Raw genomic sequence first — 12,149 nt, forward strand, 5'->3', positions numbered from 1 at the left:
TTTTACTCGTGTATAACAAGGCTTTAACAGGTGATAAAGGAATATCTATGAAAAAGTTATTGTGTGTTGCTGCACTGGGGTTAACTGCTTCGACGTCAGTATTCGCTGATCCAATTTTAGACGACATTAAAAGCAACGGTGAATTAAAGGTCTGCTTTGATTCAGGTTATATGCCTTTTGAAATGACGGCAAAAAATGGTCAATATATTGGTTTTGATATTGACCTAGGTAAGCAAATGGCACGCGCTATGGGCGTCGACTTCGTTCCTGTAAACACTGCGTGGGATGGCATCATTCCAACGCTTTTAACAGGTAAGTGCCATGTTATCATGGGCGGGATGACCATTACGCCGATGCGTAATATTCAGGTTAATTTCGCTGACCCATACGTGATCATTGGCCAATCTATTCTTCTTGCACCAAAGCATGAAGGTAAAGTGGCTAGTTACCGAGATTTAAACAACGCTGATTTTGTTGTAGCAACGAAGCTAGGGACAACAGGTGAGCAGGCTATTAAACGCTACTTACCAAAAGCAAAAGTAAACTTGTATGAAACGCAGTCAGAAGCGGTTCTGGAAGTTGCTAATGGTAAAGTGGATGCGTTTATCTACGATTTCCCGTACAACTCAATCTACAACAATGAGAACAAAGGGCAGTTAGTTCACTTAGCTGAACCGTTTACCTATGAACCTCTTGGCTGGGCAGTACCTCAAGGTAACCCAGATACAATCAACTTCCTAAACAGCTACCTACGTCAAATCAAAGGTGACGGAACTTATGACCGCATCTACGATAAGTGGTTTAACGACGATAAATGGCTAGCGCAGGTTAAGTAAACGCGTTTCATTTTTCAGGTGAAAATATTAGCTTCAGGATTATATCTTTTCCAATTACGGAATTTGATTTCCTGAGGCTAATGCAAATCGCAGTAAATAACTGGTCATTCTGGCTTTTAAATACTCGATAACATCGTTAACTTTTCGTTTCAAAGTAAGTTGATTATCGAATAACAACTTCTCGAAAATTATTGCCTTGTTCTCAAGCATTTTTTCTACGCTATTTCTGATCACTTATTTGCTGTGATTGGTAACTTTTTGCCTTTCTCTTTTGTATCCAATCAAGTTTGTTCAAAACTAAATCTCGGAATCACATGCAAAATAATCTTAAATCCCTTATATGGAATGCAGTTTTTGTTCTTGTTTTGCTATCAATTTGTGGCCTTGTTTATCTTTCAGGAAAGCGAATTGATTACAACTGGAACTGGGATCGTGTACTTCCTTACATTGCTACTAATGCGGCCTCATCGGTTACGGCACCAGTAGACGGCAATATTATCCTCGGCGAGGACAATCAATTAGCTCTCGAGAATCTCAGCGGTGAGGTTGTCCTAAAGCTAGGTAACCATAAATCACTGAATGTTTACGAAGGAGACATCATTTTTGAAGGCGATACGTTAGCAACCGATCAAGAATGGCGTATTGGTCCTATTCTAGAGGGCGTTATTACTACGATAGAAATATCTATTTGCTCACTGATAATTGCTTTAGTTTTGGGGTTGGTGATAGGTTTGATCCGTATATCAAGCAACCCCGCGCTTAAAAAGCTCGCTATTGTTTATATTGAAGTCATTCGTGGAACACCACTCTTAGTTCAAATCTTTATTGTCTATTTCTTTTTGGGCACTGTGTTTGATTTGGAGCGTTTTACTGCAGGTGTTATTGCACTTTCGGTATTTACGGCGGCGTATGTGGCTGAAATAGTTCGATCTGGCATTCAATCCATTCCTAAAGGGCAGATGGAAGCCGCGCGATCGTTGGGCATGAACTACCCCAAAGCAATGATCTACGTGATTTTACCACAGGCGTTTAAACAAACGTTGCCTCCTTTAGCTGGGCAGTTTATTAACCTGATTAAAGATTCATCCTTAGTGTCTGTAATCTCAATTACCGATCTAACCAAAGCGGGCAGGGAGGTTGTGAGTGGCAGTTTTGCTCCTTTTGAAGTGTGGTTTACTGTTGCGGCACTTTACTTAGTTCTGACTAGCGGTTTGTCTTGGGCAATACAAATGTTAGAAAGACAACTGGCAGCAAGTGACTAATTAGGAGTAAGTTATGGAACAAATTATTACAGCGAGACAGGTCAATAAAATTTACCCTAATGGCTGCCATGCTTTGAAGGACGTCTCGGTAGAGGTTGCAAAAGGCGAAGTGATTGTGATTGTCGGACCCTCTGGCTCTGGTAAGTCGACATTCCTTAGAACGATTAACCAGCTAGAGACCATAAACAGCGGTAGCATTGTTGTTGATGGCATTGATATGTACGACAAATCAACTGATATCAATAAACTTCGCGCAGATGTTGGTATGGTGTTTCAAGGTTTTAACCTTTTTCCTCATAAAACAGCGTTAGGAAATGTCATGCTAGCACCACTAAAAGTGGCCAAGCGAGACGCTAAACTAGTGGAAAAAGAGGCGAAAGATCTACTTAATAAAGTGGGTTTAGCCGAGAGAATGGACAACTACCCAAATCATTTGTCTGGCGGACAGCAGCAGCGTGTAGCCATTGCGCGTGCACTTGCTATGAAGCCAAACATTATGCTATTCGATGAGCCTACCTCAGCGCTCGATCCAGAAATGGTCGGAGAGGTGCTAGATGTAATGAAAGATTTAGCAAAAGATGGTATGACGATGGTTGTTGTGACTCACGAAATGGGCTTCGCAAAAGAAGTGGCTGATAGAGTGTTGTTCATGGAAGATGGTGAGCTATTGGTGTCAGACACCCCGGAGCGATTTTTTGACAACCCAACGAACGCACGATTGAAACAGTTCTTATCGAAAGTGTTGTAATATAGGCGTCTAGGTGTAAATGAGGGTGTTCATATCATCCTCATTTATCTATATACCCAAGTGACCTCAAGATGCAGGATACAGAGCACTGTCACTGATTCAAGTTCAAGGAAAGCAACGCAGCGGAATAGCGAGCTATTTCCAAGTTGTTTGACGATGAAATTGTGTCAGTGACATGCTGCCAAAGGGCGAGTTGCCTTGGCTTGCATACTTCGTTAACGATTTTTGATTTGGAACCACTAGATCATCAAATCGTTGCCTCGTCTGTAAGCCAAGTCATCCTCGCTGAACCAAGCATCTTGAGGTTACTTGGGTATAAATATCAATCGCTTTAAATGCTTTCCCTTGCCGTAACTACTACTAGCAGACCGTATAAACTCTCAAGCTACACTCCCCGCCAAATAATTGCTTTGCTGAACGGGAACTAAGTAGAGTTGTTCTCTTCTCTGCGCCCACCAATGTGTCTAAACAATCTGGAAAAATAGCCTAGGTTTATATTAGGTAATAGAGTAGTGATATTTGATGTTCCATATGATTTTTGGATAGCTCCAAATATCGCGCAGAAAAAGTATTGTCTCAGTACAGCCGATATTCAAAAGTCATTGTTGTTTAATATGTTAATGCGTTTGAAAGTGCCATCGGATACCTCCAGCACAGCAATTAAGATGTTATGCTTACGCACGAGTGTTTACTGGTTTACCGCTTAGCGTGGTAGCCGCTGTTCTAACATTAGGAAACCAAATGAAGCAGAATATTGTCCATATTGCGTTAGTAGTGAAAGATTACGATGAAGCAATTGATTTTTACGTAAACAAGCTTCAGTTTGAGCTTATTGAAGATACATACCAACCGGAAGAAGATAAACGCTGGGTCGTAGTCGCCCCGCCTAACTCACACGGTGTGTCATTGCTGTTGGCAAGAGCATCAAAACCAGAACAACTTGATTTTATTGGTAACCAGGCTGGTGGGCGAGTCTTTCTTTTCCTGAATACGGATGATTTCTGGCGTGATTACGAACGCATGAAATCGATAGGCATCAAGTTTGTCCGTGATCCGAAAGAGCAGGAGTATGGCACAGTTGCCGTTTTTGAAGATTTGTATGGCAATCTCTGGGATCTCCTCCAGCTAAAACCAGATCATCCAATGGCCAAAAGGTAAATTTCGTACTCGATTAGAAGTATCTGCCACTCGTGGCATCTTTATATGTACGGTACTTCTGCTTCATAAGCTGAGATCTGGTTAAAATATGGTATCGAATAACATCAGGAATGTAGTTTTTGACATTGGCAATGTGGTCGTTCGCTGGGCACCTTTAGTGATTACCTGAATTAGGAGAGTTATGGATATTTCACTTCAACCGACTTTTGATTTCTCTAAATCAGCGACAATCACTTTCGACAATATGCGCGCTTATTATGAGCATTATTCTGTTGATTGGAAGCAACCAAATATATTGGAACAAATTATCAAACTGGAAAGTTGGGATATTTTGTTTGATGGTAAAGTAGTTGGCGCGATACGACTGGAATATGATGGTGACCACTGTTATTTACGTGATTTACAAGTCCTCTCATCATTTCAAAATCAGGGAGTTGGAGCAGCGGCGCTTGCAGAAACGTCAAGGTTGGCTATCGACTCCGGAGCAACGCAAGTTAGGTTGAAGGTATTTAAAATCAGCCCTGCATACCACCTGTATGTGAGAAACGGTTTCGTTGTAGAGAAAGAGGACGACAGGTTTTACTACATGTCTCGTCCAGTCTTTTAATGTATTTCACTTTTCAAAAAAGGTAGATAAGTGACAACTAAAACATGGAGTGTTGAGGTCGGTTCACTGAGCAAAAATCAGATCTTATTAAGACTTTCCCAACAAAAAATTAATCTCAACGCGTATGCGACTATGCTTTTTATGTCTGAGGCTTTTACCGTGTCTGCCGTAAGTAAGCGAGTCAACGTTGTACAAGTCAGTACTGAAGAACTCGGTTTTCCAGATGGAGCGTTATACGCCGACATAGTGCAAGCTGCCCAACGAGTAGGGTTGGAGCCGTGTCCACTTGAACTCGCACCTTATCTTAGATTGGTATATTCAGAACAAACAGATGCTGCACCGTTAACTGTCGCTTCAGCTCGGGCTTTCACTGATGAATCCTATCCAAATGGGTTTTATCTGAGTTCTAAAAATGATGAACTATGGCTAAGAGGATATCGTTCAACCAGTGATTGGATATGGTCGCCAGAAACCATCTTTGCGTTTGTAGATAAGCGTGTTTAATAGCACGTTAGTTAAACATTAATCATTGCGACTCAGGAGATGTTATGTCTGAAGATATTATCAAGTCGTCGGCCGCGACTATACAGTTTGGGGTGGCAAGAGCGGATGGAAAGCTTTCTTTAACACCGTCAGAAGTCATTTTTAAGCCATACGGTCAGAAACTTGCACTTGGCCCCTACATATTAAAGCGTGATGAAATCACCTCGGTAGAAAAGTGTATCGGAAAAGGTGCTGGCATTATGCCTGTAACAAGTGAAGCAATCCGAATTACGCTGTCTGATGAGAGAGTCTTTGAGTTTATTATTGCAGAGCCACATCAGTGGATAGAAGCATTCGGAGAACTGAGCGTCGACGCTAAAATGTAGCGGAGCATTTTATGGAAAGTGTGTATAAAGGTTCCTGCCTTTGCGGGCGTGTTCGTTATGAACTTACAGGTACGTTTCAGTCATTCTTCTTATGCCATTGTCATCGTTGTCAAAAAGATACTGGTTCAGCCCATGCCGCGAATCTGTTTGCCAGAGAATCAACGCTAATTTGGACTCAGGGTGAGAGTGACGTTAAGATCTATCATCACGAAAACACATTACATAGTAAGAGCTTTTGTCAGAATTGTGGTTCGGCACTGCCAACCGTAGCTCAAAGTATTCAATCTATAGTCGTGCCTGCCGGGAGTCTTGATAGTCCGGTTCCTGTATCACCTACGGCAAGAATATTTGTTGCTAGTTGCGCAAGTTGGGTGAATGAACTCTCTCAGGTGCCAAGTTATGAGCAATTACCTGAGCAAAACAAGAATTAAATATTAAAGCGTAGTGTAGTACTAAGGGAAAGTAGTGTCAGTAGAGTTTATTTTAGGATTCATTGCGATGCTCACCTCCGCCATTGCAGGTCTTATAGGATTTGGCGGAGGGATGTTACTCATTGCAATTTTGCCCAGCTTCCTTAGCCCAAGCTTAATTATTCCGATTCATGGCGTTACCCAGTTAGCCAGTAATTCTTCCAGGATGTTTTTCTCGCTCGCCCATGTTCAATGGTCGTTACTTCCTAAGTTCTTGGTTGGTTCTTTAGTAGGTATGCTGGTATTCGGTCTCTTTTTATCGAATATCTCGTTTGAGTACGTTCCTGCTGCAATCGGAACATATATTTTATTGAACCTTTGGAGCAAGCGATTTGCACACTTCATTCGTCGGTACGAAAGCTACTATCTGATCGGTTTTCTGCAAACTGGTTTAGGGCTGATTGTCGGCGCGGTGGGGCCATTGTCACTTGCCGTGCTTACCAAGCAGCTAAAATCGAATGATGCTGTTATCGCTACGAGCTCAATGTTTCTGACTATCAGCCACCTGGCTAAAATACCCGTCTATGCTGCGGTGACGAGTGACTTGGTGTCAAATATGAGTGTTATGGTGTTTATGGTTCTAGGTTCCATCTTAGGGTCCTTTATTGGCACCAAAGCCAGGTTCAAGGCGGGTAATAAAAAGGTGATTTGGATTATAAAAATCTTGCTCACTGTATTAGCGGTTCGGATGCTGGTTAGCGTTTTACTTTAAGAAAACGAACTTTATATGTGCTACTGAAAGTGAAGGCTTTGATTAAGTTTTTGTGTTGGTATGCTTCTAAAACGTGCCTCTGGAGACGGAAAAATTGAATTCGATCGAATTCAGGCTAATAGACTTATACTTATTTTCTTTAAGAATTTGTTTGTACAGTAGTATTGCTTTGACAGTCGTTATAACTAATTCAAGGTAGAACTACATGTTGTTTCGGATTTTATTCGCTTTTTCCATTCTGTTTTCATTCACCAATGTAGCTTCTGCTTCGAAAATATATACATGCAAATTTGGTGAAAAGAGCGTTTTTCAAGATGCCCCATGCGCTGAAGATTTTGACTACGGTATAGAAGAAATCGATACTTTTGATGGGTGGAAGTACGGTATGAATATTCTAGCTGTCAAAAGAGAGTCGAAGTACAGGAAACTGCCAATTGTTCCAGGGCAAACATTATTAATTAGTAAATACAATGAAAGGCTTTTAGATAGCAATCCCGAAGCAAGAATATATACCTACAGCACGGTTATAGCGGGGAAAAAAACAAAAGTTATGCTGTTTTTCACTCAAAAGACACAGAAGTTATACAAAATAAACGCTAGCTTAATCGTTGCTCAGCTACCCGTTGATGAAAAACAGTATTTCTATTCCAGTTTAGTTGAACAGCTTACATTAAAGTATGGCGCTTACTTAGAAGCTAGAAACTACCCTCAGTCGAGTAATTTGTTAGCAAAGTTAATTCTCAAAGATCTTGTTGGTACAGAGAAAGTATGGGGAGTAAACTCCGATAACGTTGTCTCACTGAGGGGGAATGGGCCAGTAAATCAGATATATGAGTTGAGTTATAAATACTTACCTTTACTAAAGCAAAGTATTTCTGAAACTACCTTAGAGATTAAAGAGAGCACGGATAAAGCGATAATTCGTGCTGCTGACAAGCTATGAAACAGACCGCTTTATGCGGCTAGTGACGTTCGGACTTTATACTCAAACTAAATCGTTGCGTATTAGAAAAAACGAGCAGAGTGTTTTTTTACCTGCAGTACGTGCATTTTTAGTCTGACGTATTAACATAGCGTCCAGAATTCAATTAGTAAGAGATAGCTTATGTCTTTACCTCCTTGTCCGAACTGCCAATCCGAATACGTTTACCAGGATCAGAACCACCTTATCTGTCCTGAATGTGCTTATGAATGGAACCCTTCAGAAGTTGAAGAAGCTTATAGCGTCAATGACGCAAATGGCACTTTGCTGGCTGAAGGCGATAAAGTGACTCTCGCTAAAGATCTTAAGGTGAAAGGCAGTTCTCTTGTTTTAAAAATAGGAACGAAAGCTGTCATTAGACGCATTGTTGAAGGTAAAGATCATCAGCTGGACTGTAAAGTGGACGGCGCAGGTGAAATGATGGTGACCGCTAAATTTGTTAAGAAGGCTTGAGCTTACAATTCATAATTTAGTTATATGGAGATAACCAGGATGGCAGGGATAACCAACCTAAATGAACTACTGAAGTCATTAAGCCCTACGTTGTTAGAGCCTGAATTTGTGTTTTGTAGCGTGAACGGGGAGCTGAAAGATTATCTCCCGCTCGACATTGTTGCGACATTTAAGGAAAAAGAGGGATTAACCCTTGTGCTCGAAAAATCTGTCGCTATTGAAGCCGGATTATCATTTGAAGGTACGTTTAAGCAAATAACACTTACGATTCATTCGAGTCTGGAAGCAGTTGGGTTAACCGCTACTGTGGCAACTAAGCTCGCGTCAAAAGGCATCAGTGCCAACGTTATTGCGGCTTACTTTCACGATCATATCTTTGTTCAATCCTCTAAGGCAAATGCTGCACTTAAAGCGCTACGTGAACTATCGGAGTAACGTTTCAGCCCTTAAACTCAATTACTCACAGGCAGTCAGAATGAGCCCTACACCTAAGTACACCGTAGGGCACATGTTGTGGAGCCGATAGAATACTAGGAAATATATCTGCGGAGTTCGTGGGGGTACACTCTCATTCCATTTGACGTGTTTTCATAAACAGACTGTTCCTCAATATAAGACCAGATGTAGGCCTCGGTTCTTGTTTGTGCTGCGAGTTGAGAGATCACTGTATCGATATCATGGCCAGAATAATCTTTGTGATGAATCAACATTTCCTTAATAACGGATAACATAGCAATTCCCTTTAATGTAAATAAATTACAAATATGTACTATAAAAACGTAGTTTGGTTTTTTAATGTGATCAAGGTTAGTTTAAAATTTAATATTAAATTCACGAATGTAGTTTTTATACATTAATGGATCTAGGGAACGTATCCGGCCGAGTTTAAACAAATTTTTGCTTATTGTGGTTCGCTCACGTGTGGATTGGATGATTGGGTGTAGAGATGGCGTGAATGAAAAGAAAAACGGCGCATACGTTCTATACATGAGTCGCAGCGCCGTTTTGAGACTAAGCTCGTTGAGCTTTGAGGTCTAATCAACTACTGAGTGTAGACGAGGTTACCTTCTTTGTATGTTTTTAATACTTCTATTGTGTTTATCTTTTCAGGCTCGATGGTCAAGGGGTTCGCAGATAGAACTACAAGGTCTGCAAGTTTACCCACTTCAATGGTACCTTTCTGATCTTCTTCGAAGTATTGATACGCTGCATTTTTAGTAACTGACGCTAGTGCTTCATACGCGGTCGCTTTTTGCTCTTCACCCAACGTTTGTCCAGAGCGTGTCACCCGGTTTACCGTGTTGTACATGAGACGGATAATATCTGGGTCAACAACAGGCGCATCATTATGCGTTGTATAATTGATGCCTAAGTTACTGGCCGAACGGGTCGGGCTAATGCGCATTGCACGTTCTTCACCGAAGACTTCATCACGATGCCAGTCTCCCCAGAAGAAGGTATGTGCACTGAAGAATGAAGGGATCATTTGATATTTAACCATCTCTTCTAATTGGTCGTCACGAGTCGTCTGTGAGTGAATGGAAACAGGACGAATTATTGAAAAGTCATCCGTTTCAGTGGAGACGGCATCGAGCGCAGCTAAATACATATCGACAGAAGCGTCGCCATTGGTATGGACAATGAATTGGGTATCTTTGTCCAGGTATTCTCTTAGTTTGGCTTCAAGAAACTCTCTGGTCAGCGTTGGGTAGCCTACATAAGTGGCCGGTTCACCAGCTGGTGGATTTAGATATGGCTGGGTCATGAACGCAGTCTTGCCCTGAGGTGAACCATCAAGAACAATTTTAGCTCCGGCAATTCTAAAGTTATTGGTATAAGTTTTGCTCGGTGCGTAACCATCCAGTTTCATCATGCTGTACGCATCCCAAGTCGGATAAGCGGCAATATCCAAATATAACTCGCCAGCTTCTCCGAGCTGTTCATAAAGTAAAACCTGATCTTTGCTTGCTGCACCTTCCTGTACTGTCGTTATCCCAAAGCTCGCGTAATATTCTTGTGCCGCTGCAAACGCGTTTGATAATGAATCTTCCGTCTGCGGCGCTGACGAAAGTCCTCCCATCGCGAGATACATTGCAGTTTCTTCTAACACCCCGTTTGGCTCATCACTTCCGGAAACTCGAACGATTTTACCGCCGTCAGGGTCAGCTGTGGTTGCATCTATACCTAATACTTCTAGTGCTTTACTGTTCACAACAGCTAGGTGAAAGGATACGTGGACGATGACAATTGGTACTTCGGTACTGATTTGGTCAAGATCGTAACGAGTAGGATGTCTTTGTTCGGCTAACAGTGAGTCGTCGTAACTCATGCCGACCATCCACTGTCCCTCAGCTAACTCCTTATCATCCCAAAATTGCTGCATTTCATTGACTAATAGTGCAATGGTGTCGCTGTTTCCGATAGGAGAAGGTGCAAGGTTAGCGAAGTTAACTGTCTGTGCAACCATCGATAAATGCCCGTGTGCATCGATAAAGCCAGGAACTACGGTTTGCTCTTTGAGGTTGATAATCTGAGTATCTTCTGATGAATAGTCTTCACTGTTGACGTTTAAGCCAACAATTTTACCGTCTTTGATCGCTAACGAACTCGCTGTGCTCTGCTCACCATCCATAGTAACGATGGTGCCGTTGTATAAAACTGTATCAGCCTCGACTTCTGGGGTGGTATCGTCGCTATTACAACCCGCCAATAATGCAATTGTAAGAGCAGTGAGGGTGAACCTTCCTTGGTTTGTCATTCCAATCTCCTTTGGATATCAAGACATTAAGTTGGTGCCAGATGGCTAACGATAAAAACCTAATCAGTAGGCGGGTAGTGCCAGTTACGTTCATTTTGGGTGACAAAAGAAGACGTTATTGGTGCAGTGAAAGAGAGCTGACTTATGGCTCTCAGTTTTTGTAGGAACGAAATATTTAAAAGATGTATGAGTCTTGTTTGAAAAGAGAGGCGGTTCCTGTACGCATGATCCGTAACAAGCCTTTGAGAAGTGGACTGTGGAAAGGTGTTTTCTTGAAATGGTAACGAGCTTTAAACTGCCGCTATTGTTTGAAATAGGGTGCAATATGATTAAGAGGTTAAGATCACTATTTTAATGCATACCTAATGTAACAGAGCGCATACAGTGGCTTTCTTTTCGATGAGCACCCGAATTTTATCGTTTAATAATCAGTTTACGTAACCACTCCCAATAGCCCGAAAAGGCATATTTAAGTTGAGCTCCGGAATCTGCTGACCTACCCAGGCTGGGAAAGTGTTGCTGTTGGGGCCGGGAAACAGAGTGTATTCATCCGCCCAAGGGTAGTGTGCGACAGCGTTCTGAATTTTCGGTATGAGTTGCTGGGCTTTGTCACCTTTTATTGAGAGTACTTTTTCTGGCTTTGCCCCGTACCAATAGCGATCTGGAGTAGACGTTTGATAAGCATATAGCGCTGGTTGGCCACGGCCGACTCGCCATCCAACCACTTCATAGACGGTATATTCATTTGCGTTCTCTGGTTTAATCGCGAGCCAAGTGTGCACTGCGAACCAGCCACGCCATCCAAAGGCATCTGCGGCATAGAACTCAATGACCGCTTGTTTAACATCAGCAGGATTAGGAGCGATACCTGCCGGTTCCCGGCTGGCAGTACGCCAGTCTCCCTGAGTGCAGCCACTAAGTAGAGCACAGACAGTTAAGATAACTGGCTTAATCAGGTGTTTTAAATTTTTTGTATTTTTCATCCCTAGTTCTCAACGTTCTTTCTAATGTCATAGTCTGCGACAAGTTCTTAGTAAATAAGGAAAGCCCTGATCGTAATTATAAAACTATATTCCTCTATACGCTTTTGTGGCTGCTTTAGGGCAATCAATGTTCATAGTGAATTGAACTAGGTGTGTAAAACAGGCGTAACTTTGAACATATGGTAGTGAGAGCGAAGACTATGGATGGTTTTTGCAAGAGTAGGTTGGTGAAACTGATGATGTCAGTTTAATAGCTAGGATAAAAAAGCCCTGCTCATTCAAAGCAGGGCTTGCGGTTATCAATGATGACG

At 41.9% G+C, this 12,149-nt stretch carries 14 protein-coding genes; 12 read left to right on the plus strand and 2 right to left on the minus strand.

The features are described 5' to 3' along the window. Positions 1-47: 47 nt before the first annotated feature. The 12 genes from KHN79_RS06370 (at position 48) to KHN79_RS06425 (ending at position 8,532) form a co-directional block, all read left to right on the plus strand. A complete protein-coding gene (locus KHN79_RS06370; protein WP_182007949.1) occupies positions 48-836 on the plus strand; it encodes a transporter substrate-binding domain-containing protein in 789 nt (262 codons plus the stop codon). A 314-nt stretch (positions 837-1,150) separates the two neighbouring features. Further along, the gene (locus KHN79_RS06375; RefSeq protein ID WP_182007948.1) at positions 1,151-2,098 is read left to right on the plus strand and encodes an amino acid ABC transporter permease; all 948 of its coding nucleotides are present in this window, start codon (positions 1,151-1,153) and stop codon (positions 2,096-2,098) included. A 13-nt stretch (positions 2,099-2,111) separates the two neighbouring features. Beyond that, positions 2,112-2,846 carry an amino acid ABC transporter ATP-binding protein gene (locus tag KHN79_RS06380; protein ID WP_182007947.1) on the plus strand — a complete coding sequence of 245 codons (735 nt, stop codon included), beginning with the start codon at positions 2,112-2,114 and terminating at the stop codon, positions 2,844-2,846. 741 nt (positions 2,847-3,587) lie between these two features. Then, on the plus strand, positions 3,588-4,004 hold the full coding sequence (locus KHN79_RS06385) for a VOC family protein (protein WP_182007946.1): 417 nt from the start codon (positions 3,588-3,590) through the stop codon (positions 4,002-4,004). A gap of 181 nt (positions 4,005-4,185) precedes the next feature. Continuing rightward, positions 4,186-4,611 (plus strand): GNAT family N-acetyltransferase, encoded by a 426-nt coding sequence (locus tag KHN79_RS06390; protein ID WP_182007945.1) that lies wholly within the window; start codon positions 4,186-4,188, stop codon positions 4,609-4,611. 30 nt (positions 4,612-4,641) lie between these two features. Next, complete coding sequence (locus tag KHN79_RS06395) at positions 4,642-5,115, plus strand: helicase (RefSeq protein WP_182007944.1); 474 nt, start codon at positions 4,642-4,644, stop codon at positions 5,113-5,115. Positions 5,116-5,159: 44 nt separating this feature from the next. Next, complete coding sequence (locus KHN79_RS06400) at positions 5,160-5,480, plus strand: hypothetical protein (protein WP_182007943.1); 321 nt, start codon at positions 5,160-5,162, stop codon at positions 5,478-5,480. 11 nt (positions 5,481-5,491) lie between these two features. After that, a complete protein-coding gene (locus tag KHN79_RS06405) occupies positions 5,492-5,911 on the plus strand; it encodes a GFA family protein (RefSeq protein WP_182007942.1) in 420 nt (139 codons plus the stop codon). A 34-nt stretch (positions 5,912-5,945) separates the two neighbouring features. Continuing rightward, a complete protein-coding gene (locus KHN79_RS06410) occupies positions 5,946-6,662 on the plus strand; it encodes a sulfite exporter TauE/SafE family protein (protein WP_182007941.1) in 717 nt (238 codons plus the stop codon). A 205-nt stretch (positions 6,663-6,867) separates the two neighbouring features. After that, a complete protein-coding gene (locus KHN79_RS06415) occupies positions 6,868-7,605 on the plus strand; it encodes a hypothetical protein (RefSeq protein WP_182007940.1) in 738 nt (245 codons plus the stop codon). 162 nt (positions 7,606-7,767) lie between these two features. After that, a complete protein-coding gene (locus KHN79_RS06420) occupies positions 7,768-8,097 on the plus strand; it encodes a zinc ribbon domain-containing protein YjdM (protein ID WP_182007939.1) in 330 nt (109 codons plus the stop codon). 39 nt (positions 8,098-8,136) lie between these two features. Further along, positions 8,137-8,532 (plus strand): ACT domain-containing protein, encoded by a 396-nt coding sequence (locus KHN79_RS06425; protein ID WP_182007938.1) that lies wholly within the window; start codon positions 8,137-8,139, stop codon positions 8,530-8,532. A 607-nt stretch (positions 8,533-9,139) separates the two neighbouring features. On the opposite strand, the gene KHN79_RS06430 is transcribed toward KHN79_RS06425, so the two are convergent. After that, positions 9,140-10,855, minus strand: coding sequence for an amidohydrolase (locus tag KHN79_RS06430; RefSeq protein WP_182007937.1), 1,716 nt, complete (start codon positions 10,853-10,855; stop codon positions 9,140-9,142). Positions 10,856-11,283: 428 nt separating this feature from the next. Then, the gene (locus KHN79_RS06435) at positions 11,284-11,838 is read right to left on the minus strand and encodes a DUF3750 domain-containing protein (protein ID WP_182007936.1); all 555 of its coding nucleotides are present in this window, start codon (positions 11,836-11,838) and stop codon (positions 11,284-11,286) included. Positions 11,839-12,149: the final 311 nt, after the last annotated feature.

This window comes from Vibrio sp. B1FLJ16, from assembly GCF_905175385.1.
Classification (GTDB): Bacteria; Pseudomonadota; Gammaproteobacteria; order Enterobacterales; family Vibrionaceae; genus Vibrio.

Bases quoted from the DNA above. Each gene is read 5' to 3' on its own strand.
- KHN79_RS06370 (WP_182007949.1), top strand. From the start codon at position 48: ATGAAAAAGTTATTGTGTGTTGCTGCACTGGGGTTAACTGCTTCGACG.
- KHN79_RS06375 (WP_182007948.1), top strand. From the start codon at position 1,151: ATGCAAAATAATCTTAAATCCCTTATATGGAATGCAGTTTTTGTTCTT.
- KHN79_RS06380 (WP_182007947.1), top strand. From the start codon at position 2,112: ATGGAACAAATTATTACAGCGAGACAGGTCAATAAAATTTACCCTAAT.
- KHN79_RS06385 (WP_182007946.1), top strand. From the start codon at position 3,588: ATGAAGCAGAATATTGTCCATATTGCGTTAGTAGTGAAAGATTACGAT.
- KHN79_RS06390 (WP_182007945.1), top strand. From the start codon at position 4,186: ATGGATATTTCACTTCAACCGACTTTTGATTTCTCTAAATCAGCGACA.
- KHN79_RS06400 (WP_182007943.1), top strand. From the start codon at position 5,160: ATGTCTGAAGATATTATCAAGTCGTCGGCCGCGACTATACAGTTTGGG.
- KHN79_RS06405 (WP_182007942.1), top strand. From the start codon at position 5,492: ATGGAAAGTGTGTATAAAGGTTCCTGCCTTTGCGGGCGTGTTCGTTAT.
- KHN79_RS06415 (WP_182007940.1), top strand. From the start codon at position 6,868: ATGTTGTTTCGGATTTTATTCGCTTTTTCCATTCTGTTTTCATTCACC.
- KHN79_RS06420 (WP_182007939.1), top strand. From the start codon at position 7,768: ATGTCTTTACCTCCTTGTCCGAACTGCCAATCCGAATACGTTTACCAG.
- KHN79_RS06425 (WP_182007938.1), top strand. From the start codon at position 8,137: ATGGCAGGGATAACCAACCTAAATGAACTACTGAAGTCATTAAGCCCT.
- KHN79_RS06430 (WP_182007937.1), bottom strand. From the start codon at position 10,855: ATGACAAACCAAGGAAGGTTCACCCTCACTGCTCTTACAATTGCATTA.
- KHN79_RS06435 (WP_182007936.1), bottom strand. From the start codon at position 11,838: ATGAAAAATACAAAAAATTTAAAACACCTGATTAAGCCAGTTATCTTA.